The organism is Alteromonas sp. CNT1-28, from assembly GCF_022348345.1.
In the GTDB taxonomy this organism is placed as follows: domain Bacteria; phylum Pseudomonadota; class Gammaproteobacteria; order Enterobacterales; family Alteromonadaceae; genus Alteromonas; species Alteromonas macleodii.
In genome coordinates, this window is the sequence record NZ_JAKREZ010000001.1 from 272,775 (window position 1) to 298,299 (window position 25,525).

14 protein-coding genes are annotated in these 25,525 nt (G+C 45.8%); 7 read left to right on the forward strand and 7 right to left on the reverse strand.

Features of this window, described 5'->3' with window-relative positions; all coding sequences use genetic code 11:
• The first annotated feature begins 47 nt into the window (after positions 1-47).
• From MHN02_RS01185 to nhaC, 3 genes are all read left to right on the forward strand, one after another.
• On the forward strand, positions 48-1,310 hold the full coding sequence (locus tag MHN02_RS01185; protein ID WP_239244214.1) for a sugar MFS transporter: 1,263 nt from the start codon (positions 48-50) through the stop codon (positions 1,308-1,310).
• A gap of 12 nt (positions 1,311-1,322) precedes the next feature.
• Complete coding sequence (locus MHN02_RS01190; protein WP_239244216.1) at positions 1,323-3,875, forward strand: exo 1,3/1,4-beta-D-glucan glucohydrolase; 2,553 nt, start codon at positions 1,323-1,325, stop codon at positions 3,873-3,875.
• Between the two features lie 231 nt (positions 3,876-4,106).
• Entirely contained in the window at positions 4,107-5,594 is a 1,488-nt protein-coding gene (gene nhaC, locus MHN02_RS01195; protein ID WP_014951141.1) for a Na+/H+ antiporter NhaC, read from the forward strand.
• Between the two features lie 133 nt (positions 5,595-5,727).
• Here nhaC and MHN02_RS01200 read toward each other — a convergent pair whose 3' ends face one another.
• The 3 genes from MHN02_RS01200 to MHN02_RS01210 all read right to left on the reverse strand — a co-directional run bounded on the left by MHN02_RS01200 (position 5,728) and on the right by MHN02_RS01210 (position 13,441).
• The gene (locus MHN02_RS01200) at positions 5,728-7,611 is read right to left on the reverse strand and encodes a GGDEF domain-containing protein (RefSeq protein ID WP_101566247.1); all 1,884 of its coding nucleotides are present in this window, start codon (positions 7,609-7,611) and stop codon (positions 5,728-5,730) included.
• 136 nt (positions 7,612-7,747) lie between these two features.
• Positions 7,748-10,693: a TonB-dependent receptor gene (locus tag MHN02_RS01205; protein ID WP_239244218.1), complete on the reverse strand. Its 2,946-nt coding sequence runs from the start codon at positions 10,691-10,693 to the stop codon at positions 7,748-7,750.
• A gap of 66 nt (positions 10,694-10,759) precedes the next feature.
• Positions 10,760-13,441, reverse strand: a complete 2,682-nt coding sequence (locus MHN02_RS01210; protein WP_239244220.1) for a glycoside hydrolase family 16 protein — start codon at positions 13,439-13,441, stop codon at positions 10,760-10,762.
• A gap of 394 nt (positions 13,442-13,835) precedes the next feature.
• Here MHN02_RS01210 and MHN02_RS01215 point away from each other — a divergent pair, with 394 nt between their 5' ends.
• Positions 13,836-14,831 carry a cation diffusion facilitator family transporter gene (locus MHN02_RS01215; protein ID WP_069945134.1) on the forward strand — a complete coding sequence of 332 codons (996 nt, stop codon included), beginning with the start codon at positions 13,836-13,838 and terminating at the stop codon, positions 14,829-14,831.
• Positions 14,832-14,953: 122 nt separating this feature from the next.
• Here the strand turns inward: MHN02_RS01215 and MHN02_RS01220 are convergent, their stop codons facing one another.
• The 4 genes from MHN02_RS01220 to MHN02_RS01235 all read right to left on the reverse strand — a co-directional run bounded on the left by MHN02_RS01220 (position 14,954) and on the right by MHN02_RS01235 (position 22,350).
• Positions 14,954-17,362, reverse strand: a complete 2,409-nt coding sequence (locus tag MHN02_RS01220; RefSeq protein ID WP_239244222.1) for a TonB-dependent receptor — start codon at positions 17,360-17,362, stop codon at positions 14,954-14,956.
• 308 nt (positions 17,363-17,670) lie between these two features.
• Complete coding sequence (locus MHN02_RS01225; protein WP_239244224.1) at positions 17,671-19,398, reverse strand: solute:sodium symporter family transporter; 1,728 nt, start codon at positions 19,396-19,398, stop codon at positions 17,671-17,673.
• A gap of 16 nt (positions 19,399-19,414) precedes the next feature.
• Entirely contained in the window at positions 19,415-21,481 is a 2,067-nt protein-coding gene (locus MHN02_RS01230; protein WP_239244226.1) for an alpha-xylosidase, read from the reverse strand.
• 116 nt (positions 21,482-21,597) lie between these two features.
• On the reverse strand, positions 21,598-22,350 hold the full coding sequence (locus tag MHN02_RS01235; RefSeq protein WP_014951133.1) for a TSUP family transporter: 753 nt from the start codon (positions 22,348-22,350) through the stop codon (positions 21,598-21,600).
• 99 nt (positions 22,351-22,449) lie between these two features.
• On the opposite strand from MHN02_RS01235, the gene MHN02_RS01240 reads away from it, so the two are divergent.
• From MHN02_RS01240 to MHN02_RS01250, 3 genes are all read left to right on the forward strand, one after another.
• A complete protein-coding gene (locus MHN02_RS01240) occupies positions 22,450-23,199 on the forward strand; it encodes a GntR family transcriptional regulator (RefSeq protein ID WP_014951132.1) in 750 nt (249 codons plus the stop codon).
• Positions 23,200-23,553: 354 nt separating this feature from the next.
• Positions 23,554-24,507: an aldo/keto reductase gene (locus tag MHN02_RS01245; RefSeq protein ID WP_014951131.1), complete on the forward strand. Its 954-nt coding sequence runs from the start codon at positions 23,554-23,556 to the stop codon at positions 24,505-24,507.
• Between the two features lie 9 nt (positions 24,508-24,516).
• Positions 24,517-25,524 carry a TauD/TfdA family dioxygenase gene (locus tag MHN02_RS01250; protein WP_014951130.1) on the forward strand — a complete coding sequence of 336 codons (1,008 nt, stop codon included), beginning with the start codon at positions 24,517-24,519 and terminating at the stop codon, positions 25,522-25,524.
• Position 25,525: the final 1 nt, after the last annotated feature.

Below are 25,525 nucleotides of genomic sequence, written 5' to 3' on the forward strand. Positions count from 1 at the left end.
AAATGTAAATTTATCATTAAATAGAAAAATAGCAACAGAGGTTATTCGTGGACACACCAGTGCAGCCTAATATTTCAAGCTCCCAAGAGGCAGAGGCAAACGGTGGATACCGTTTTGCGCTTATCTCACTCACCACGCTGTTCTTCATGTGGGGTTTTATTACCTGTTTGAATGACATCCTTATTCCTTACTTAAAAGGTGCATTCAACCTTAGCTTCACACAAGCAATGCTGATTCAGTTTTGCTTTTTTAGTGCCTATTTCATTGTGTCACTGCCTGCAGGCATGGTGGTGTCGCGCATTGGTTACCAGAAAGGTATTGTACTTGGGCTCGCTATAGCCTGCGTGGGGTGCTTGCTGTTCTTCCCCGCTGCATCAGGTCAAATATACGGTATTTTTCTGTTAGCTCTTTTTGTATTAGCGTCTGGTATAACCGTACTTCAGGTGTCTGCCAACCCTTATGTAACGGCACTCGGCGACCCTAAAACTGCCTCGTCACGACTCACCATGACCCAAGCATTTAACGCTTTTGGTACAACCGTGGCTCCCTTCTTCGGTTCTTATCTTATCTACGGCGCTACAGGAGAGCATGGAGGCGGTACGCCAGGCGCTTCAGACGTGCAAGTGCCTTACCTAATTCTTGCAGCGTCTTTGCTTCTTCTGGCTCTTATTTTCATGTATTTAAAGCTGCCGAAGCTAAATCACACCAGCGCAAGCACTGGAGTATTTAAAGGAGGTGCATGGCATCACAAGCACCTTGTTTTAGGCGCTGTCGGCATTTTTATGTATGTCGGCGCGGAAGTGGCTATTGGCAGCATGCTAGTGAATTATCTAGCGAGTCCGGCGGTTGGCGGATTAAGTGAGGCAGGGGCGGCCAAGCTGCTTGCTTACTACTGGGGAGGCGCGATGGTAGGGCGCTTTATCGGTGCTGTGGTCATGCAAAAAATCTCGGGTGGCTACGTGCTGGCGTTCAACGCTTGTGTGGCTATTGCGCTTATTTTGCTATCACTTTCAAGCACAGGAGACATAGCGCTGTGGAGCATTTTGGGAGTAGGTTTGTTTAACTCAATTATGTTCCCTACCATTTTTAGTCTTGCACTTCACCAGCTAGGAAAAGACACCCCACAAGGTTCAGGCATTCTTTGTTTAGCCATAGTTGGCGGTGCCATTATTCCATTGCTTCAAGGCATGCTTGCAGACACCGTCGGCGTTACGCTGTCATTTTTACTACCCGCTTCTTGCTACCTTTACATTGCCTACTATGGCCTTGTAGGAAGTCGCGTATCTCACATTAATACCACTGAAAAGTAACGAGGATAAATAATGCGAAAAAGTATAATCGCGAAAGTTGTTACCGGTGCATTGGTTGGCGTTTTAGTTAGTGCATGTTCAGCTGAAAAAAATACGGCTTCAGTCGATGATGTTGAGCCACAGCCAAACAAAGCGGGCGAGGTATGGCCTAAACTGGATATTGAAGTTAAAACAAACGCTACTGTCGAAACTAAGGTAGAAGAAATTCTGTCTACCATGACTATCGAGCAAAAAATTGCGCAGATGATCCAGCCTGAAATTCGCAATATCACGGTAGAAGATATGCGCAAATATGGATTTGGTTCTTATCTTAACGGCGGTGGTGCATTCCCTAATAACGACAAGCACGCCACACCAGAAGACTGGGTAGCACTTGCAGAAAAGCTTTATCAGGCTTCCATCGATGACAGTTTGGACGGCTCGACAATTCCTACAATGTGGGGGACAGACGCTGTTCACGGTCATAACAATGTTATAGGCGCAACCTTGTTTCCTCACAACATTGGATTAGGCGCGGCGAATAACCCTGAACTGGTAGAGAAGATTGCGCACATTACAGCTAAAGAGGTCATGGCGACAGGTATCGATTGGGTATTTGCGCCTACCGTTGCTGTGGTACGTGACGATCGCTGGGGCAGAACCTACGAGAGCTATTCTGAAGACCCAGCCATTGTTAGAGAGTATGCTGCTTCTGTGGTTAAAGGTCTTCAAGGGGCAGCTGACAAAGACTTCTTAAGCGACCAGCGTGTAATTAGTACGGTAAAGCACTTTGTAGGTGACGGCGGTACGGTTGGCGGTGATGACCAAGGTGACAATGTTGCCAGCGAACAAGCGTTATTTGATATTCACGCCCAAGGCTATGTGGGCGGATTAACGGCGGGCGCGCAGTCTGTTATGGCGTCGTTCAATAGCTGGAATGGCGAGAAGCTTCACGGTCATAAATACTTACTAACCGACGTACTTAAAGAGCAAATGGGCTTTGACGGGTTTGTAGTCGGTGACTGGAACGGTCATGGGCAAGTTAAAGGTTGCAACAACGAAGATTGTGCACAGGCCATCAATGCAGGCTTGGATATTTTTATGGTGCCAAACGATTGGAAGGTGCTGTATGACAACACTCTTGCTCAAGTAAACGATGGCATCATTCCTATGTCGCGTATTGACGATGCGGTACGCCGAATTCTTCGAGTGAAAGTACGCGCTGGACTTTTCGAAAAGCCAAGCCCGGCAAACCGCCCGTTATCTGGCGACCGTTCGCTTATTGGTAAGGCAGAGCATAGAGAAGTGGCGGCGCAAGCGGTGCGCGAGTCTCTGGTACTGCTGAAAAATAAAAATAAAACCCTCCCGATTTCTGCAAGCAAACGCATATTGGTAGCGGGCGATGGTGCGGATAACATCGGCAAGCAATCAGGTGGTTGGAGCATTACGTGGCAAGGCACAAATAATACCAACGATGACTTCCCTGGCGGCAGCTCTATTTATGACGGTATTAAAGCACATGTAGAAAATGCAGGTGGTAACGTACAGCTATCGGTTGACGGTAGCTTTGAAACTAAACCTGATGTCGCCATAGTGGTGTTCGGTGAAGAGCCTTATGCAGAAGGTCATGGCGATAGAGAAACCTTAATGTATCAACACGGTAGCAAGACGGATCTAGCGTTGCTCGAAAACTTGAAATCTCAGGGAATTTCCGTGGTGTCGGTGTTTATCAGCGGCCGTCCGATGTGGGTTAACGCAGAGCTAAATGCATCTGATGCATTTGTTGCAGCTTGGCTTCCTGGCTCTGAAGGTGCAGCGGTGGCAGACGTTTTGTTTGGTGAGCAGGACTTTAAAGGCAAGCTGTCTTTCTCGTGGCCGTCAGAGCCTCAGCAGATCGTTAACAAGGGCGATGAAACCTATGAACCTTTGCTGCCTTATGGCTTCGGCTTAACGTACAGCGATGACAACGTTCTAAGCGATACGCTAAATACTGAAATTAGAGTCAGTACTGACAGCAACAAGCCGATGGAAATTCTAAAGGGCTCGGTTGAGGCACCTTGGGTATTATGGCTTTACTCTGGTGATGATTCTCTGGCAGTGAACGCTAGCACGCATACTGTTGGAGCTATTACTTATCGTACGGTTGATAAGGAAGTGCAGGAAGATGCGCGTAAAATCACTTTCGATGGCACTGAGTTCGCCGCTATGCGTTTTGCAAGCAAGAGCTTTTTCCGTGAAGATTTAAGTGCGCAATTACTTACGCATGGTGCCCTAAGCTTTAACGTTAGTCGTCACTCAGACATAAATGCACCTGTAACGGTAGGCATGAACTGTGAAGGCGAGGGAGACGCAGCGGGCAGCTGTTCAACTCAAATTGATATTAGCGAGCAGCTAAAGGCAATGCCAGCTGACACATGGACAAACATAAGTATTGACCTACAGTGCTTTGTTAATGAAGGTATCGATTTTACCGGCCTTGTTGTGCCGTTTGAGCTGGGAAGTTCAGGGAAGGCTAGCTTGAGTGTGGCAGATATTCAGTTTACCCCTGAGGCTGACAAATCGGCGAGTATAAGTTGCCAAAACTAAACAGTAAGTAGCTCTCAACGCTACTAGAAAAAACAACGCCGCCAACCTCAAAAACTGGCGGCTTTTTTTGTTTGCACCGACCTTGAGCCTTCCGTTTATCGATCTATTATGCAGTTCATCCCGTAGCCAACCTGTAATATAAACAACAATCGTTGGTGAGATGAAAGTAGATAAGACGTGTTTCCGTCCTGCATTCATTCTTGTCATTCGGGAAAATTACAGGGTAGTAAAATGACAGATGAACAGCGTGCAACACCAAGTCTCTTACTTGCGTTAACACCTGTTGTATTGACGCTTTTAATCCTCGGCACCCAGATATTTTACTTCGGCGTGTTTGAGCCTCATATACCGCTTGCCATTGGCATAGCATTAACAAGTTTTGTTGGTACTTATCTTGGTCTAACGTGGGAAGAAGTGCGGGCAGGAATCTTTAAAGTTATCCATGTTGCGTTGCCGTCGGTAAGTGTACTTATTGTTGTAGGGATGATCATAGGTATTTGGATAGCCAGCGGTACGGTACCCACCATTATTTACTACGGGTTAAAGACCCTGTCTCCCCAAATTTTTCTGGCCGCGGGTATGGTTATCTGTGCAGTCGTTTCAGTTTCTTTAGGCACAAGTTGGGGCAGCGTAGGCACCGTTGGTTTAGCATTAATGGGTATCGGTGAAGGATTCGATATCCCCATGTACTGGACGGCGGGAGCAGTAGTTTCAGGCGCCTTTTTCGGAGACAAGGTATCGCCGCTGTCGGATACCACAAACCTTGCTCCAGCGGTTACAGGTACCGACGTGTTTTCACATATCAAGAATATGATGGCAACGACAATCCCTGCCATGGTGCTCGCATTTCTGATTTACCTTGGCGTCGGCTTCTTCGTTATCGATGCTCAGAGCGTCTCATTTGCAAAAATTGCAGGTATCACCAGTGCATTAGAAGATAACTTTACCGTTACGGGGTGGGCGTTATTGCCAGCGCTTGTTGTTATGGGGTTAGCCTTAAAGAAAATTCCCCCCCTTCCTGCGTTATTTGCAGGAGCGGTTGTGGGAGGAGCTTTCGCCATGTTTATGCAAGGTCAGAGTCTGCAAGCCGTTTTCGATTATGCAAATAACGGATATGCCATCCAAACGAATATTGTTGAAATAGATAGTTTGCTTAATCGCGGCGGCGTTCAGTCAATGATGTGGACTATTTCATTGGTATTGATTGCGCTTGGTTTCGGTGGAGCGTTAGAAACGACAGGCTGCCTAAGAAGCATTATCAATGCAATAAAGAGCAAAGCGAAAACCTTTGCTGGTACACAGATAGCAGCGGTTGGTACGGCGTTTTCTACTAATCTGGTGGCTGGCGACCCGTACTTGTCGGTAGCCTTGCCGGGAAGAATGTATTCACCCGTTTATAGAGGCATGGGTTATTCCACGCTTAACCTGTCCCGTGGCATTGAAGAAGGGGGCACGTTAATGTCACCGCTCATCCCTTGGAATGCCGGTGGTGCTTTTGTGATATCTGCTCTTGGCTTGGGTATTTCTGGCGCAAACTTAGAGAACCTGCTGTACATCCCTCTTGCCTTTGCTTGTTGGACGGCGCCCCTAATAGGGATATTTTACGCCTACGTTGGCTGGTTCTCACCCAAAGCCACTAAAGCTGAAAAGGAAGAATGGGAGTCTTCTGGCGCCGAAATAGCGAAATTTAATAAGGATGGAACGCCCGTTACCGAGTAATATTGGATAAGCGAAAACAGTCGCTTGAAACGCGCGAGTGACCGTAGCTAAAACTAGTTACTACAGTGTTAAAGTCTGATGACTCTAATACTGTAGTACACTCGACTTATTGGCGTTCAATTCTTTGGTTTTCTTAGTCATCCTGACTGAAAATACAAACTCTATTCCTACCAAACCTTTTAGCGACATAAAGCGCTTCGTCACACTGCTTAATGAGATTCGATGTTTCAATCCCTGTTTGATACTGCGCAATGCCAGCAGAAAAGGTTTGTGCGCTGATATTTGGCGTAATACGTACTTTTCGATAACTATCAAGGATAGAGCTAACAACTTCCTTAGCCTCGGCAGCCGACGTGTTAGGAAGGCACAGAATGAACTCCTCTCCACCATAACGTCCAAATGTATCTGTTTTTCTAATGGACTTGGAAACGTGTTCACAAAAGGCTTTGAGTAAATCGTCCCCACACTCATGGCCATAGTTGTCATTGATTTCTTTGAAGTTATCTAAATCGATTAACACCAAAGATAAGTCGTTTTTATATGACTTTGCTTCATTTAGCTCTAATTGCACTGCGCCGAGTAAACTTCTTCTATTACGAACGCCTGTGAGCGTATCTACGGTCGCTAATGTTTCCTGTTCTCTTTTCAACCTTCGCTGGACAGCATATAGATAGCTAATGAGGGCTAAAAGTCCTAATAAAGTCAGCGCCCCAGCAGTAAGAATTAGATTCATTCTGTTGCTGTTTGCAAGTTCCAGTTGAGATAATTCGTGCTGTTGTTTTAAGAGTTGTAGTTTTCGCTCAGCTAACGCACTTTCATAATAGTCGCTAAACAGTTCTTTTCTGTCGTCAGTTTGATAGTAAAGAGATTGATAAAAGTTCTTACTGTCTCGCAATGCTGAAATGGCAGCCTCTTTGTTCCCCAGCTGCTCGAAAAGAGAAGACTGAATAGATTTGAATTGTGCCCAATGTAAATCGGGTGAGCTGTACTCGTCACTCAAGTTGTCGATAATTAAAGCTGATAACGCGTTAGCTCTTTCAAACTCACTCTGTTCTACTAGTGCTTTGAATCGAGAAATTTGAAAAGTGTTAGTATCGTATGAGGTCGGTAGTAAGGATATGAAACTCTTAGTTTTTTCAATTAATTCATGTGCCTCTTTTACTTTGCCCAGAGCATAGAAATATTCAATTTTTAAAACTAGTCCATAGGTGTAGGTATTCCAGTCCTCAATGGATGTAGCGTATTCGGTGTATTTTTCGAGCATGTCGAAAGCCTCATCTATTCGACCTAAGTTATCGAGGCTTCTTCGTTGGCAGTCTAGGGCAATTTGGTAATACCGATGGGGGCTAGACAAAGGCCTAGTATAAAAAAAGGTCTCTGCACGAGAACACAATTCTAAAGCACGCTTATTCTCCCCTAAGTAAGACATATTGAGCCCTATCTCAAGCTCCATGTTTTCTATTGCACCGTCTCCAAAGAAGCGTTTTTCGGTTAATGAAGGCAGTTCGCCTAACACTTTCGCGCCTGAGTTTAGGGATGCTCTAATTAGTCCCATTCTCGCTAGAAAGATGGATTTAGTCGCAATAGCGTCAAAGTAAAGCTCAGGGTCATTGTCGTTGGCAAACGCTATTACTTCGTCAATAGTGCTATGAGCTAAACGCCACTTTTCCTGAATGGCGAGGTTATAAGCTGACAGAATGTTGTGTCTGAAATACAACGCTGGGTGTGAACGCTTTATATCTTTTAAGTGGTCTTTCGGGGCAAGTTTGTACTCTTCGAATCCCGTGGGATGATCAACCATAGATTGCAGTAAAGCAATGTAAACAGATGCAAGAGATGACTGTTCAGATAAGGTATCAGAGTCAGAGACTAATGCCGTTAACTCTTCTTCACTGTCGGGTTTACTGCCTATAATTTGGGAATACGCTTGGAAATATCTATCATCGTCAGATGCGAAGGTATTGTTTATTCCCAACAAAAATAGCACTAGTACGCTAATACACTTCTTATACTTCACTCTTCTTCTTCTTTTATTACTCGTACCTGAGCTTGTTTAGCGAGGTTATCAAATATTGGAAGAAAAGTTTGATAATTCTAGCGTGCTAAAACAAAAAAGGGCCTGAAAAGGCCCTTAGTATTATTGCTCTATCAACTTAGAAAGTATATCTAGCGCCTAGCGTGTAGCGGGGTCCGTATTGACGAGCAAATAAGAATTGCTCTTCGAATCGGCCGTAGCCACGCTCTGTTTCGTCGTTAATGTTTACGCCTTCTAGGAAGACAGTTAGGTGCTCATTCACATCATAGTTGATGCTGGCATCAACTTGACCAAAGGTGTCGAACTGAGTTGCTGGGTTATCTGAAGAACCTTGTGCTTGGCCAATACCCACAACATAGTCTGAGCGCCATGCATAGGTCACTTTCACAGAAAGGCCTTCTTTCTCATAAAACACTTGGAAGTTGGCCGAGTCACTGATACCTACTAGCGGGTCTTGCTCGTTCAGGTTGTAAGGATCGTATTCAACGTCACCGTCAACTAACGTTGCGTTGGCGCCGAAACCAAAACCAGTGTCGCCAAACGTGTGCTGTATAGCTAGCTCAATACCTTCAACCGTTTTTGAATCGCTGGAATTACCGGGCTGTGTGGTACGCCAGGTAATTAACGGGTCGTCCGCATTAGGGGGTACAACACCGTTTTCGTCAGCATAGCCGTTATCAATAAAGTAATTATAGATAGCGCTATCGGTGGCTTGCTCACCAGCTGCCGTTAATGCGGTCACGGCTTCGTTCCAGCGAGGGCCTTGATATATGTCACGTAAACCTTCGAACTGCTGATCTTGACCTGTGGTTGTAATGTAGTTTTCAACCGACTTTCTGAATAAACCCACGGCAAGCATGCTCGACTCGTCGTAGTACCACTCAAATGAAAGGTCTAAGTTAGTTGACTCGAACGGTAGCAAGCTGGTGTTACCCGCCGATGCGGTTCTCGCGCCAATTTTAGGGCTTCCACTGAATGCCAAGCCACCTTGTAGCAAGCCAATCGGCGCTCTGGTAATTGATTTACCCCAAGAGAAACGCGCAACAATGTCATCCGTCACATCTACTTTTACGTCGAACATGGGTAATAAAATGTCATATTCGCCAGTAAAGTCTTGCACCTGTAGCTCGTCTTCAAACTGCGTGATCCACTCAGAAGCTGCGACCCAATTTACCTGCACAGGTACACGAACCTCCGCAGAGCTTGGCACTTCTGTTTCTTCGTAGCGTACACCAGCATTTATTTGCACGTAATAATCACCGACCTCGAAGTCCCACTCTGACTGAACATAAATAGAGTCGGTAATTTCCTCTACGTTACTGACAGAAGGCGCACCGCTGAAGTAAGGGTCGATAGAGTAAGCGTTACTCTCGCCAACGACATCACCAGTAATGAAAGCAAGTTGACGGGCAATGGCTTCGTCAAAATCATAGGTGTAATAGTAACCCGGATTCATGCCTGCGCCGCCACCGTCAAAGGCGTCTAGGAAGCCTGATGTGTCATTGCGAATAAACATGCTGTCTGGGAAAATTTCTGTGAAAGATGGACTAAAACCCGGGCCGCCGCGTAGTCCGCTCCACGCTTCAAAACCCGTCAATGCTTGTTCTGTTCGGGCGTAACCAAAGTCAATTTTAACCAGTGGTATGTCGAAAGCTGAGTTATACCACGTGCCGTCAAGCTGCAGTTGCTCAATATCAGAGCGACCTGGTGAGTAAATGAATTGGCTGAAGTTAGAGTCAATTTCACTAGGTAAGATTTCATTCGTACCGTTGTTCCAGTTCACATAAACTTGTGGAATCTCGCCTGCTCTGTAGTCGTAAACTTTTGACTCAAGCTGGTTTGAGCCCAGTATAATTTGGCCAGAGCTACCCAAACCTTTGTCATAACCGTTATCAATCTCGTTGTAAGAATCGTGGTAATCCAGACGGAAATGCCAATCGTCAGACACTACCCAGTCTAAGTTTACACCAATTGAACGCGCGTCAACTCGCGTGGTTTCGCGACTGGCAGTAAACGAGCCGTCGTCACCACTAATATCGGCGTAGACTGCTGTACCATTTTCGTCTAATTCGTACGCATTGATATTAGCGCCAAAGTTATTCCAAATACCCCATCCCACTGTGTTGGTGCCAGTAGTGGCTCGTGTTGCAGTGTAATCTATCGTTGCCGTAAAATCGTCAACTGGGCGAAATTGGAAGGTAACTTGGGCGTTTGAACGCTCACGCTGAACGTCAGTAATGCTGTAGTTCATGTCTTTAGGGAAGAACGCAGCGTCGGTAATATTGGTGCGGTTATCAACCACATTTTCAGGGTCTAAGTCAGGTAGTGCAGCGTTTTCTTGAAGCTGCCAGCCTTGAATATTTGCCGCTTGCTGCTGAAAGTCACGTTCTTGGTGAGAGAATGACAGACCAAATCCAAACATGTCATCGGCAAACGTGTTGCTGTAGACACCAGCAATTTCAGGGGTTACGTCATCACCCGCTTCGTTAGACGAGTCGTAAATACCTTTCACTGAAAACGTGGCATTTTGTCCTGATTGCGCCAACGGCTTCATGGTAATAATGTTTACCGTTGCACCTAGTCCCCCGCTGGGATTTTCTGCACGGGCGGTCTTCTGAAGCTCAAGCGTGTTTACACCTTCAGAAGAAAGGTTGGCTAAATTGAAGGAACGGGTAAAGCCCGTCCCCGGCATTTGTCTACCGTTCAGGGTAATTAGGTTGAACTCAGGACCAAAACCACGAACGGTAATTTCACTACCTTCACCGTTTGAACGACTAATACTTACACCTGTAATGCGTTGAAGTGCCTCAGCCAGGTTGGTATCAGGAAATTTACCTAGTTCTTCAGCGGATATGGCATCTACTACGCCGCTTGAGCTGCGTTTCAAATCCATAGAGCGGATCATACTGCCGCGAATACCGCTTACTTGAATAACTTCAACTTCGCCCTCTGCCGGTGTTACCGCTTCTGATTCTTGTGCGTAAGAGGGAAGAGCTAGGGTAGAGCCCATCAACAAAGCCATTGATGTGGCAAGCTGGGTCTTTTTAAATGGTGTGTTTTTCATAATTGCCCTACTAATTCTTATCAATTGGTCACTGCCGCTTTAAAGGCTAAAGCGGCATTTGCTTTGTTACTGTGCTGCTATTTCTACATTGTCGATGCGATAAACTGCACCTTCGCCTTGCCCCCATGCTGGGAACATCATGATGACGTTGATAGCGCTGATATCTAAGCCTGCGTCATATAGGGTTTGTAGTGGGAAAGTGTAGGTTTGCCATTCACCTTCAACCGGATCAGCACCTTCCAAGCTGGCCGACATTGGAAGTTCAACAGCAGAAGAGACATTAATGGACTCTACTTTGAACAACCAAGGTGCAGAGGCGTCGTTAGGCATTGAGCTTACTTTCATTTCAAACTTAATCGCGCCATTTGAAAGTAGTGATGAAGCATCGAATGATACGGTTTCATCAGCTAAGAAACCCATCACCGTTGGTGTAGCGCCAATGCGAAATTCTGCTACTGTGCCGTGTTCCGCGTCGTCTACTTCTTCAGTTGGCGTTGAGCCACCACAACAATCCCAGATTGACCATTGTTCAGCTGCTGTATCAGCAAAGAGCGTGATGCCCGCACCTGACGCATCTTCGCCGCTATCAGGGTGGTAAAATTTCACATTGTCTAAGCGATAAACCGCGCCTTCACCTGTGCCCCAAGCTGGGAAAACCATAATGACGTCGATAGCACTCACGTCCAAACCACGTGCCTGCAATTCTGAAACAGTAAATGTGTAGGTTTGCCATTCACCTTCCACAGGCTCCTGACCCTCAACGCTATCAGAAAGTGGCAATTCAACAGCAGTAGATGCGCCATTAGACTCGATTTTGAATATCCAAGATGCTTCGGCGTTACTAGGCGCACTCACTACGCGCATATCAAACTGCAATAAGCCACCGTCGGTAAGTGCTGTAGCATCGAACGGGGTGTCACCGCCGCCAGATTCAGGACGCGTGATAAAGCCCATTACAGTCGGTTCTGCGCCAATTCGAAATTCTGCAGTTAGACCGTGTTCTTCGTTGTCCATTTCTTCAGTAGGGGTAGAGCCGCCACAGCAGTCCCACATAGGCCAGTTAGGGTTTTGCCCATCTTCGAAGATGACTAATTCTGGGTAGCTAGCTCCGCCTTCTTGCGAAATTTCTACGTTAGCCATGCGATACACTGCTCCATTGCCGGTATCCCACGCAGGGAAAACCATGATGACATCGATAGCACTTGTATCTAAGCCTGCTGCTGCAAGCGCGCTAAGTGGAAATTCGTAAGACTCCCACACACCCTGTTCAGGCGCAGCACCAGCGGTGTCTGCGGGTCCTACATAGCCGTCCATCAGTGGAAGTTCTGCGGCAGTTGAACCTTCAGAACTTTCAATCTTAAATAGCCAATTAGTTGTCGCATTTGCAGGCAGCGATGTAACTTTCAGATCGAATTTAACACTGCCAGTTTCTTCCATTGGAGATGCATCAAACGGAGACGCTTCACCTTCTGGGTCGGTAATGAATTGAGCTCGACTGATAAAGCCCATTACCGTAGGTGTTTCATTAATAGCAAATTCGAAAACCTGTCCTTGCTCGGCATCTTCAACGAGTGCTGGTGTTGACCCACCACAGCAGTCCCACGCAGGCCAGTTTGGATTAAGTGTTCCGTCGAAAATAGTAAGGTTTTGTGCAACACCGGTTGACGGTGGTGAAGGGATAGGCGCCTCGCCTTCCACTAATGCATCGTCTAGTGAGTTGTAACCTGGGCGAACAGTTTCACAGCCCTTGCCGGTGTCTGGGTTCGATGCACATTCGTACACTCGAACATAATCGACCTCGTAAGTCTGACCTTCGGCAAACGCTTCAGCATCAATACCTGTTTCGTTTACGTTAGCTGGCCAGTCGCCACCTACTGCAAAGTTAAGGATAATGTAGAATTCTTGATCGAATGGCGCATTGTCCCAGTGAGTGGTTAGCTCACCTGTGCCTTGCTCAAAGTATTCCGCATACCAGCCGCGGTGAGAAAGTCCAGTTGCGTCACCGTTTGCGTTATAACGAACTTCTGAACGACGCTGCGTAGCGTAAAGGTAATCGTCCATGTACCAGCGAATTTCGCCTTCTTGCCATTCAACGGCGTAGGTGTGAAAGTCGTCTGCTGGATTCGCTCCATCAGGAAGCGAGTAGGCTTTGCCTGAGCTATCGTTATTTGGCCATTCTTGACCATAGTGAAGGGTGCCGTGAATATGGCTTTCAGGATTGCCGTCGGCATCTAGTGCCTTTAGATTTACGGCTTCCATGATGTCAATTTCGCCAGAACGTGGCCAGCCACCGTAAACTTCATCAGTAGGCATCATCCAAAACGCCGGCCAACTGCCTTGACCAGAGGGTAATTTAGCACGCATTTCAATACGGCCGTATTTAAAGTCTGCTTTGTAGCGCGTGTTTAGACGGGCTGACGTATAAGGCTTTTGCGCTCCTTCTTCCGCGGGTAGAGCAACAATTTTTAGGCTACCGTCAGACACAAATGAATTGTCTTCGCTGTCGGTATAACACTGAGATTCATTATTGCCGCCACCGTCGCAGTTTACTTCGTGAGTCCAGTTGTCATCGTCAATACTGTTCCCATCGAACTCGTCGCTCCATACCAGCTCCCAGTCAGAAACGGGTGCCGCAGGATCAACAACGTCGATGTCTGTAGATGTGGTTGCTCCGCCTCCACAGCCAAATAGGGTTGCGACTGAGATCGCGGCAGCTATCCGCGAAAGTTGAGATGCTTTTTTCGTCATTGTTTTCAGCCCTGATCTAAAGAAATTGGGTTTTTATGTAGTGGCAAATGCCACGTAAAAAGCTTTTTGTAAGCGCTTACAATTTAGGTCAAATAAAAATGGCTGTTTGAAAGCGCTTACATTACATTAAGCGACTGACACATAAAGATCAATACTGTTCTCAAAAAATTAACATTTGGCTGTCGGTCTTATTTTTGTTGATCTTCGTTTATTTTCAAATAAAACAATAAGATAAGGTTGTATTGGAGGGTGGGTTAAAATTTAAAGGTGCTTGTTTCACTCACTGTTTACAAATTATCTCAGGGACTTGTTAATGACCTGTGCTCGATATTTTGTTCGCACCTGGGTACACATCACGTTAAGCTCAATATACGATCTCATGTGAGTTGTTATTATGCATCACCACAATCACAGCACTTCCGCCTCTGATCATCATAAAGGTCAGCATCACGGCCATCACCACGGTGCGCATGCTGAAGCGCTAGGCACAGATTCCACACGCATTGGATGGGCGTTCTGGCTAAATTTCATCTTTACTATTATTGAATTCATCGGGGGTTGGCTTACTAACAGTGTCGCCATAATGGCAGATGCTGTTCATGATTTAGGAGACTCTCTATCCATAGGTCTGGCGTGGTATTTAAGTAAGCTCGGGAATAAAGCATCTACCGAAAAGTATACGTATGGCTTCAAACGGCTAAGCCTTATGGGAGCTATGATCAACGGCGTTATCTTGGTGATTGGCTCAATTTGGGTGTTGTCTGAGGCCATCCCTCGTTTATCTAACCCCGAAATGCCCATTACAGAGGGTATGATTGGATTAGCGATCCTAGGTATTGTCGTGAATGGATTTGCAGCTTATAAACTCCACGGCGGTCATTCGATGAATGAAAAGGTGCTTAACTGGCACTTAATTGAAGACACGATGGGGTGGGTAGCGGTACTGGTAGTAGCCATTGTGCTCCATTTTGTTGAATGGCCTATACTTGACCCAATTTTATCTATTGGTTTTACGCTATTTATTTTGGTCAATGTTGTTCGGTATGTTGTGCAGACCATGTCTTTGTTTCTACAGGGCGTACCTGACTTGGCTACAAGGAGTGCTATTAGCAACACGCTTTTGAAAATCGAGCACGTTGAAGAAATTCACCATGTACATTTTTGGTCGCTTGACGGAGAGCAGCACGTGCTTACTGCACACGTGGTAATAAACTGTGCAATAGACAATGACAAACTGAGAGCACTCAAAAAGGAAGTTCACGAGCGTTTAGCCCCCTTTGAACTTGCTCATACCACGATAGAGTTTGAGTTGCCGGGTGAGCCATGTCGTGATGATAATGACCATTTACACGCCCACTCTCATGAACACCAGCACGAAGAGATAAATTAATACTATTATTTGGTCAAAGGCGTTTGTTTTGATTTTCAGGGACTAACAGTCTGTAGTTGTGCAAAAAAGAGGGGCGTTCACACGCCCCTTTCAACACACACGTTTTTTAATTTATAACGAGATTAAAACCTTGCTTTAAATGCTACGCCGTAATAGCGATCTGCATCGCGCGGTATTTGATAGCGGAAGTTGTCGCCGCTATATGTGGTCGCGTAGCTTTCATCAAGCAAGTTCTTCGCAATCAAAGATACGCGGAAGGCATCGTCTTTGAATGAGAAGCTAACGCTTGCGTTAAGCATGCTGTAGTCAGGTAACAATGAGTGAGGATTGAATTCACCCGTGTTGCCTGGCAAGTCAGAGTACTGTTCATCGGTATAGATGTAAGACGCGTTGTAGTAAACGTCAAAACCATGCTCTGTTTCCATGAAGTACTCCGCTGACAGTGAGTATTTCATGTCAGGTGAGAATGGAACATCCAATCCCGAACGGTCGGTACACTCTGCCTCTTCAGGACAATTAAATCTATCGATCTCAGCCTTGGTGTACGCAGCGCCACCGATTAATGTTAGGTTGTCGGTTGCGTTCCACATAAAGTCTACTTCAACGCCTTGGGTCGTCACATCACCAGCATTGGTAAGGCGCGTAATACATGCGCCGTCAGAACAATCAAAATTGTTTGCTTGGAAGCCTTCAATGTCAGTGCTAAATAGCGCGATATTTAAAAGTAGATCGCGACTTGCGTACTTATAGCCAATTTCGTAAGCGTCAGATTCTTCCGCGCCAATAGGGCGTCCGTCATTCTCTGGGTTGAAGTTATAGTAAACATTGAAACCAGGGCCTTTGTAGCCTTGAGAATAGGTTGCATAAACCATTTGATTTTGGTCGAGATCGTATTGAACACCAAGGCGGCCAGACAAATTGGTTTCATCTACCACACCTTCTGCATCGGTGTTCTCGGTCGCAGGGCGAACGCCCACACCGCGGCGTCCATATTCGTCGTTACTTATACGACGGTGAGTGTAAGACACTTCATCATCGGTATAGCGAAGTCCGAAGATAAGGCGTAAGTCATCGCTTAAGTCGTAGGTGCCATCTCCGTAAACGGCCCAGTTATTAAACTCAGTGCTCATGAATGCCGTGGCAGACACAATGTCGTTGGCATTACATGTCACACCTAGCGAATTAGCGTAAGCGTCTAGGTCAGAAAGTGCGTCTGTCAGCGCATCTCCAGACAGGTTATTCTGCGCATAGAACGTCAGTGCTTGGTCAAGTTGAAGGTTATTGTTTTGGCAACTTGCATCACGAGTGAAGTTACGCTCTGAATCCATGTTCCAGTAGAACATACCAGCAAGGAAGTTAAAGGGACCTGCTAGGTTCGAGGCAACACGGAATTCTTGAGAAAACTGACTCCATTCTTGCTCACCTACGTCATGCAGCTGAAACGGCACTCCAAATACTGGCTGGTCGCTGTCGCCAGCAATAGACGTAAAATCACCTTCGCGGAATTCTGTATTTTCCCATGAGCGCTGGGCAGTGATCGACGTGAAGGTGTAGTCACCAATGGTTTTGTCAACTTGTACAGAGAAGGCCGAGTGGTCGTCAATAGTGCGAGATTCGAAGTCATGATCAATTTGACGCTGCTCTAAATCGATACCGTCGGCAATGGTCTCACTGTTTGGCGCTGCCTTTGAGTCGGGATTTCGACCGCTAGATATGCCTTCTAAATCAGCACAACAGTCGTCATCCGCGCTGTAAATTTCGCTAATGAACTTTACTTTTAAATCATTGGTTGGCTCGTAAACCACAACTGCACGGGCACCTTCACGGTCATAACCGTTTACTTTTTCATTGTTGTAAACGTTGTCGATATAGCCGTCGAATTTACCTTGGAAGACGGTTAAGCTGGCTGAAAGGTCGTCGGTTAAGCCACCACTTACTGTGCCTTTTAAACGGTATTCGTTATCTTGATAAAACTCGGTAGAAAGACTGCCTGTGAGCTCCTGAGAAGGATCTTTTGTGGTGATGTTTACCACACCAGCAGAGGCGTTCTTGCCAAATAAAGTACCCTGTGGACCACGTAATACCTCAATTCGATCTACATCGTACAAATCGGCAAACGCCTGACCAGAACGCCCTAATACAACGCCATCTACCACCGTGGCTACGCTTGGCTCTGCGGCGATACTAAATGAAATTGTTCCAATACCACGAACGGTTAAGGCTGAATTTCGAGTTGTTGTCCCTTTGCGGAAGCTCACAGAAGGCACAAGCGCTTGTAGATTTTCAACATTGTTAGCAAAGGCAGATTCTATCTGGTCACCGCGTAACACTGATACAGCAACGGGCACATCGCTGATGCTTTGAACACGCTTTTGCGATGTAACGACAATTTGTTCAAATGATTTATCATCTTTTGAGGCGTCGACTTGCTCTGTATCTGCCTCTTGCGCAAATGCATTGGTGTGAAGTAGCAATCCAGATGTCATAGCAAGGGTTACCGCCTTGCTGATGAGTGATCTCTTTGTATTCATGTTGTTCTCCAGGGTGTTTCGCTTATCACGCCCTCACTTACACCTTGCTACCTTTATTTGGATACAAAAGCATTTGAGCAAGTAATCGGCGTTTCGTTTTTTATTCTGGCTGCGTAGGGTACAGCGCTACGCGTATTATTCTTTCAGTAGCAAAATTCAATAGCGTTATAAATACGGTCTTCTATATAAAAGATATCTTGCATCTGATGTCTTATATAAGAGCAATTAAGTTAAACAATTGTTAAGCTGTTTGCAAACGTTATGTTAATTTTCTTGTGTTTTTTCTATACAAAAATGACGAAGAAGAGTTAGGCGTGCTGAGAAGCAAGGCGCTTCAAGCCTTGCTCATACTTTACTCGCCACCATTTCAGACTTATACCAATTGCCACGAAACATGTTGCCCACAAGCCGACTAAAGCAGGGACAAACGCGTTGCTTAGTCCATTCACAAAGCCTACAGGAGAGAACATCAGGTAAAGCGTTGCGATAAGGCCAACAAGCACGATGGCGCAGGGAATGGCATAGCGCCATGGCGTCATATTGACTTCAGCCTTTGCAGTGAAATGCCATGGAGTAGTCATTGGGTAGAGCCTGCCTATAGTCAACATAATAGCCAATTCAATAGCGAACAAAATGGCGTAGATATGGATAAAGTTAATATCGACTTCCCATACGAACTTAAGCAGTCCATAGGCAATTGCGTGGAAGATAATCGCGACTTTTGCCGCCAGCGCAGGAACGCGTTTTGTAAATAGGCCAACAAGCACAATAGTGATAACGGGAATATTGTAAAAGCCGGTAAATATGCGAATGATTTGCCACAATCCTTCAGGGGCAAACATAAGCAGCGGCGCCGTGATAAAAGAGAGCACAGCAATAACAATACTGGTGATCTTGGCAACGCGAATAAGCTTTTCGTCGCTCACTTTGTCTTTTTTGAAGGGTTTGTATACGTCTAAGCAAAATAGGGTGGCAGCACTGTTAAGCAGTGAATTAAAAGAGCTAAACACCGCACCAAGCAATACTGCTAAAAAGAAACCTGACAAATACTGTGGGAGTACATCTTTAACTAAATGAGGGTAGGCAAGGTCGATAGTTTGAAGATTTTCGTCTTGATATAAGTGATAAGCAATCACGCCTGGTAACATCATCATAAAGGGCACAAGCACTTTAAAATAGCCAGAGAACAACACCCCTTTTTGGCCTTCAACCAGATTTTTAGCGCCTAAGGTTCGCTGAATTACGTATTGGTTAGTACCCCAGTAAAACAAATTGGCTAAAATCATACCCGTGAAAATAGTACCAAAAGGAACAGGGTCGTCGGGACCACCTATAGCATTGAGCTTTTCAGTTTCCGTTGTAGCAATAGTAGATAGACCTTGGCTAAAGCTGCCGTCGCCTAAGGCCACCAAGCCAAGAACGGGAACCAATAAACCCACAATTAAAAGGCCAACTCCATTAATCGTGTCTGATACGGCTACCGCTTTTAAACCACCGAAAATGGCATAGAGAGCGCCAATCGTACCGACTATGACGATGGTAAGTACCAGTCCCACCTCATAGCTTACGTTGAAAAGCCCGGGTACATCAAAAAGCCTAAGCACGGCAATAGAGCCAGAGTAAAGCACCGATGGAATGGTAACTAACGAATACCCCACCATAAACAAAACTACCGTCATTCTGCGAACGCTATCGTCGAAACGGTCGCGTAAAAACTCAGGTAGGGTGGAGAAAGCGCCAGCTAAGTAACGAGGCAAGAAAATAAGCGCCATAATAATGGTAGAGATACCAGCGGTAACTTCCCACGCCATAGCGCTTAAGTTATACCCAAAGGCAGAGCCATTTAATCCAATAAGCTGCTCTGCGGAAAGGTTGGTAAGGATCATGGACCCAGCAATAAAAGTGCCGGTCAACCCTCTTCCTGCAAGGAAGTAACCGTCTTGCGTGTTTACTTCCCCTTTTGTTTTCATGTAAGAAATAACGGCAACTAGTGCCATAAATGCCATGCATGACAATAGGGTAAGGGTGATATCCATGAACTGCTCCTATGCGCTACGCTGGCCAATGTGTGGTGTTCGACATATCCATATCGGTATGTTGAACATCTGGGCCCATTACAATGCGACTGCCTTTTTGGATGAACACCGCCACATCGTTAAGCGCAAGTATTTCTTCTCTGTATTGCTCACCCTGCACGACTTCTTCGGTACCAAAACGTATCCATTCACCTTTTGGTAAGTAGTATTTAATTTTTCCGCCGGGCACCACGCAAGGCACAACAAGTAGGTCATCACCGCACATAAATTGTTGTTCAAAACCATGCGAAAGCGGCTGTTCAGGGAAGGCTAACGCCATGGCGCGCTGAACCGGAAGTCCTGTTTGTGATGCTTTTTCTGCGGTTTGCTTTAGGTATGGAATAAGCTTATATCTTAGCTTAAGGGCCTCAAATACTGCATTGGAAGCGGCATCGCCGTAGGACCAGGGTTCACGAGGGCCAATACCGTGCAATCGCATGTGGGCACTAAACACTGACGCTTGTGCCCATCTTACGTAAAGTTCTGCATCTCGGGTGTCTTTGTAAAACCCGCCTATATCGGTAGCGAAAAACGGCCCGCCTGACATACCCCAGGACAAACTGCCACGAATACTTGCGGCTAGGCCATGCCAGTCGGCTTGCGGGTCACCGCCCCATTGTGATGGGTAGCGCTGACTTCCTGTCCAAGCTGAACGGCTAAATAGGAAAGGACCTGTTTTGCAGTAAGCGTCGGCAGCCTCGTACACACAGCGGTTGTAAAGCATACTGTAAACGTTATGTAGACGATTACCTGAATCACCGCTATACGACAGCATATTGTCGTCTTCCAACTGTTCGCCAAAGTCGGCCTTTATCATATCTATACCAAGATCAAATAAAGGTTTGTGCGACGTTTTCCAAAACTCGTAAGCTTCAGGGTGGGTAAAGTCTAAAATACCTGAGTCTGGCAAAGGCGTAAGTACTTCGCCAAATGGGCTTAAGTCCCACGCATAGCGGTACGCTTCGCCAGTGCGTTTGTCCTTTATCAGCCAACCCTTTTCGGCCGCCTTTTTGTAAAGGGGGTTTTTCACTGAAATCATGGGGTATTCCCATACGCAAATCTTAAAGCCTAACGCTTTAAGTTCATCAATAACCGGCTGAGGATCGGCGTAGCGTTTAGGGTCCCACTCAAAAGCAAAGCGGGTATCAGTGTCTTGCCATGCGCGACCATCAAGGGTGATAACATCGCAAGGCATATTCTTTTCGCGCACTTCGCGGGCAACGGCGAGTAGCTCGTCGGCGTCTTTATAATACGCTTTAGACAGGATTACACCTAAGCTCCATGTTGGAGGCGTTGGTGCGAAGCCTGTTAACTCACTGTAGGTTTGAAGGCATTTAGCTGGCGAGTCTTGATGGAACAAGAACATGTCGAGTATGTTATCTTCAACTAAGCACACGTAAGCTCGCTGTGACCAAAGTGCGTAGCCGACTCCATGGGTGACGGGGGCTGGAGTGTGCACAAACAAATTCCAGCCTTCAGGACTCCATGCGTAAGGTGTGTTTTTATAAGACTTTTCGGCGTTTACGCCTAAAGCGTCGTGGTTGTATGAGCGAATTAGCTGGCCGCGTTTATCAAGCTTGCCCCATTTCTCTCCAAGACCATAAACGGCTTCGTCGTAGCTAAGCTCTAAACTTACTAACCAACCTTTGTCGGTTTTAGCGAATGGCGGCAAGCGATGCTGACGTACAAAGTGGCCGTCGGTGGCGCTTTGCTGAACTAAAACGTCATTTTTATACAGCTTGAAATGAAGAGGTGCGGCAAAAACTTCTAATCGATAGTCGCCTGCTACCAGGGTGCTGTGAGACTGGTCACCGGAAAGTACTAGCGATAGCCTCTCCGGCGCTTGAGTAAGCATACCAAAATCATCTGCTGCATTTACGTCACTTTGAATGCGTAAACCAAACTGACTAATACTTAGACTCAACTCACCATATTGGGTGGGGACAATAAGTGTCTTATCATCCGACAAAAAGGGCTGCTCAGTAATGTCAGCGGCTTTAATATCGTTCCATTCTGGCTCATTTACACAAAACGCGTTACTCATTTCTACATTACCCTTCATGTCTTATATAAGACATAAGTTAATGAAATGTAACTTGAGTGTCAATCTGCAATTAGAAAATTATGAAGATTTAGATCCGCGTTCACTATCAAGCCGTCTTAGATACTGATATTTTGGACAATAAGGGTTACGCCACTTAATGCAAGCATGGTCAAGGCTAACAGTCGGACAGCGGCAGCGGACACGCGAGCAGCGAGAATTCGTCCTAATCGCGTGAAAATTAAAATGACGGGAATGGCGAAAACAGCAGACAGAAACACTTCTGTTGAAGGCAAAGTACCAAACGGTATTATGGCAAGGCGTATAAGTGAGGTAACACTAAATACGGCCAGCAGCGTTATCCTGATTTCATTTATTGGCCAGGTTTGTCGATAACACTGAAATACCACAGGTGGGCCAAAGGTAGAAAAAAGACCGCCTAGCAATCCACCTAGAGCGCCAGCGATAGAAAAACCGTATGCGCGACCTGATGGCTGTGTCCGCTTTCTTTTTATTAACAAAAGGCCACAGCAGCTGAGAATAGCCAAGCCGAGCAGTAGATTGAGCCAAGTTGCCATCCCAACGGACAGGTATTCCAACAATGCGTAGCCTACCGCCATAAATGGTATACCGCTAACCAGTATAATAGTGAAAGCACGTCTATTTATTTGCTCCGTGTTTTTCACTACTAAGCTGATGGAATTGAAAAGACTTAGAAAACTCACCATAAAGGTGGTCGCCGTAAGCGGCAAGATGCCGAATAACGTAAAGCTTGATACCACCATAAGGCCAAAACCAAACCCGCTTAAGGTCTGTAGCAGTGTCGCAAGCCCTAATAGCGCAAACATGGGAAGCAGTGTTTCCAAAAGCATCACGTGTAATTCCTGCAATGTATGTGATTTATATCAAAAGTGCGCTATAACTCTTGTGTATGATATAACAACAAAAATTAAGCGTTTAGGTTAGGGTTCATGTCTTCATCTCAATTCGATCACAAACTCAGCGGTCCAAGTCTTGCCTTTCAGCCGCTGTATCAACAAGTCGCTGAATACATTAAGCAGCTTATTGTCGAGCGCCGTTGGCAACCAGGCGAGATGCTACCTAGTGAGTTTAAGCTTGCTGACGAATTCAATGTTAGCCAAGGAACCGTTCGCAAAGCGCTAACATTGCTGACAGATACCAAAATTGTAACCCGTCGTCAGGGGGTCGGTACATTTGTTTCTGAGCATACGGCACAAGATGCGCTGTTTCGTTTCTTTCCGTTACAAGCTGACGGAAAAGGTGCTGACCTACCCAAAGCTGAACTGTTAAGTAAAGAGCTGGTCGAGCCAATTGAAAGTGTCCAAACTGCATTATCAATTACCGCTAAAGACAAAGTAGTGAAGCTTAAGCGTAGGCGAATTCTCGATAACGAATTTTGTATGCTTGAAACTATTTATTTACCGTCTAAGCGATTTCCTGACATCGAGAAGCGAGAAGATATTCCGCATACTCTGTATCATTTTTATCAAACAGACTATAACCAAACTGTATTTAAGACCCGTGACAGCATTAAAGCGGTTTTGGCCTCAAAAAGTGATGCAAAAAGCTTAGGTATCGAAAAAGGAATGCCGTTACTTATGGTTACGCGCGTCACTGAGTCTATTGACGGTAAACTCATTGAATATCGTGAAAGCAAATGTAGAACTGACCACTACCATTACCAAGTTGAACTTGATTAATCCTTTGCTATCAACGCCAAACTGTTCAACCACAACGTTTTAAACGTCCGTTCCTGTCAAATTGTTTCTTACCGACTCTCGAACACCTAGCATAACAAGGTAACGCTTTACCTTGTTATGCCACCGCTAGACATTTCTTTTTATTGCACTCCAAACTTTTCATTAAGTTTGTTAACACTTTGTTGACATCGGTATATCTGTGTAATAACTTATGTCTTATACAAGACTAAAGTTTGAAGCTAAAGTTATACAAGAGCATACTGCAAAAGTAAACCGCGGCTTTTTATCTTTGCAGTACGTTTAAGAGAAAGTCCGTACTAGCTTAAAGCAACGAATTCTAAGGTGAATGAAACAATGAATAAGATACCAGAGGTAGGTTTTGGTTTTTGGAAGGTCGATACTGCCATATGTGCGGAAACCACGTACCAAGCGATTAAGGCTGGCTATCGACACTTAGATTGTGCCGCTGATTACGGCAATGAAAAGGAAGTGGGTGAAGGCATTAAGCGAGCGATTGATGAAGGCTTGTGCACCAGAGAAGAGCTTTGGGTTACTTCTAAACTATGGAATACCTTTCACGCCCCTGAACACGTGGGTCTTGCTTTAGAGAAAACCTTGTCAGACTTACAGTTAGATTATGTAGACTTATACCTGATCCATTTCCCGATAGCGCAGAAATTTGTGCCTATCGAGACCCGTTATCCACCAGAATGGTTTTACGAACCTGATGTTGCCGAGCCTAAAATGGAACTCGCGCCTGTACCTTTGCATAAGACATGGGAGGCAATGGAGTCGCTTGCCGATAGCGGAAAAGCAAAACAAATTGGTGTGTGTAATTACAACACCGGTTTGCTTAACGACCTGATGAGCTATGCGCGTATTAAGCCAGCCATGCTGCAAATTGAATCTCACCCGTACCTTACGCAAGAGCGACTAATTCGTTTGGCAAAAGACTATGGACTGGAGGTGACGGCCTTCTCTCCGCTAGGTGCCTTATCTTATCTAGAGCTTGAAATGGCTGATCAGACGGAATCAGTGCTTGAGCAAAGCGTAGTAAAAGCCGCGGCAGAAGCCCATGGTAAAACGCCCGCGCAGGTTGTCTTGCGTTGGGGAATTCAGCGCGGTAACGCCATCATTCCAAAAACGTCAAAAGTTGAGCGTATGAAAGAAAACCTCGCACTTTTTGACTTCTCACTCAGCGACAGTGAAATGCAGGCAATATCTGCATTGAACGTAAATCGCAGATTTAACGATCCAGGGCACTTCTGCGAAGCTGCCTTTAACCGTTTCCACCCTATTTACGACTAGGAGTTAGCTATGAAAAACGTCAATGACAGCTCTGCGGTAGCCTACGCAAGTGTACCTACTCAGCACAATTATAACGGCGGTGTGTTCCCTGAAATAGTCGTGAACAACGAGGGTTGTACAACGGTAGAAGAGACCGTTGCATTTGTAAAAGCAAATCAATCAGAGCTTGAAGCAAAACTTGCAAAGTCGGGAGCACTACTTTTCCGAGGGTTTCCAATTGATTCCGCAGAGACCTTTGACGTTTTCTCAGCAGGCTTCGGCTATCCTAACTTTACCTATCAGGAGTCGTTGTCTAATGCCGTGCGTATTAACTTTACTGAGCGCGTATTCACAGCAAATGAAGCGCCGAAAGACGTAGAAATTTTTCTACATCATGAAATGGCGCAGACGCCTATTTCACCTAGCAAGCTGTTTTTCTTTTGTAAGACTGCAGCGGATGAGGGAGGAGCAACGCCTTTGTGTCGCTCCGACAAATTGTTTGAAGCATTGAAGGAAGAAAATCCTGCGCTTGCTAAAGACTTTAAAGAGAAAGGCCTTAAATATACGACTACTATGCCAGCAGCCAATGATGCCAACTCTGGCCAAGGAAGAAGCTGGAAAAGCACGCTAAGCGTTGAGTCATTAGAAGAGGCAGAAGCTAAATTAAAAGAGTTAGGATACACCTGGCAATGGTTGGAGGATGGTAGTCTAAGAGCCATTACGCCTGTCTTACCTGCGGTTATCGAACTTAGTGATGGCTCAGAAGTGTTCTATAACCAGCTAATAGCTGCGTATATGGGATGGAAAGGCGTAAGGGAAAACCCGTCGTCGGCAATTACTTTTGGCGATGGAAGTGCAATTCCTAAAGCCGGTTTAGAGCGCGTTGCAGAACTGTCTGAAACTTACACCTTTGACTTAGAGTGGCAAGATGGTGACGTGGCTATTGTTGACAATTACCGTGCAATGCATGGCCGCCGCCCTTATTCTGGCGAGCGAAAGCGCGTAGTGCTTGTTGCGCTTGTGGCCTCAGAGCGATAAA

Excerpts from the sequence above, each read along its gene's own strand:
- MHN02_RS01190 (WP_239244216.1), top strand. The coding sequence starts at position 1,323 with ATGCGAAAAAGTATAATCGCGAAAGTTGTTACCGGTGCATTGGTTGGC.
- nhaC (WP_014951141.1), top strand. The coding sequence starts at position 4,107 with ATGACAGATGAACAGCGTGCAACACCAAGTCTCTTACTTGCGTTAACA.
- MHN02_RS01205 (WP_239244218.1), bottom strand. The coding sequence starts at position 10,693 with ATGAAAAACACACCATTTAAAAAGACCCAGCTTGCCACATCAATGGCT.
- MHN02_RS01210 (WP_239244220.1), bottom strand. The coding sequence starts at position 13,441 with ATGACGAAAAAAGCATCTCAACTTTCGCGGATAGCTGCCGCGATCTCA.
- MHN02_RS01215 (WP_069945134.1), top strand. The coding sequence starts at position 13,836 with ATGCATCACCACAATCACAGCACTTCCGCCTCTGATCATCATAAAGGT.
- MHN02_RS01220 (WP_239244222.1), bottom strand. The coding sequence starts at position 17,362 with ATGAATACAAAGAGATCACTCATCAGCAAGGCGGTAACCCTTGCTATG.
- MHN02_RS01225 (WP_239244224.1), bottom strand. The coding sequence starts at position 19,398 with ATGGATATCACCCTTACCCTATTGTCATGCATGGCATTTATGGCACTA.
- MHN02_RS01230 (WP_239244226.1), bottom strand. The coding sequence starts at position 21,481 with ATGAGTAACGCGTTTTGTGTAAATGAGCCAGAATGGAACGATATTAAA.
- MHN02_RS01235 (WP_014951133.1), bottom strand. The coding sequence starts at position 22,350 with ATGCTTTTGGAAACACTGCTTCCCATGTTTGCGCTATTAGGGCTTGCG.
- MHN02_RS01240 (WP_014951132.1), top strand. The coding sequence starts at position 22,450 with ATGTCTTCATCTCAATTCGATCACAAACTCAGCGGTCCAAGTCTTGCC.
- MHN02_RS01245 (WP_014951131.1), top strand. The coding sequence starts at position 23,554 with ATGAATAAGATACCAGAGGTAGGTTTTGGTTTTTGGAAGGTCGATACT.
- MHN02_RS01250 (WP_014951130.1), top strand. The coding sequence starts at position 24,517 with ATGAAAAACGTCAATGACAGCTCTGCGGTAGCCTACGCAAGTGTACCT.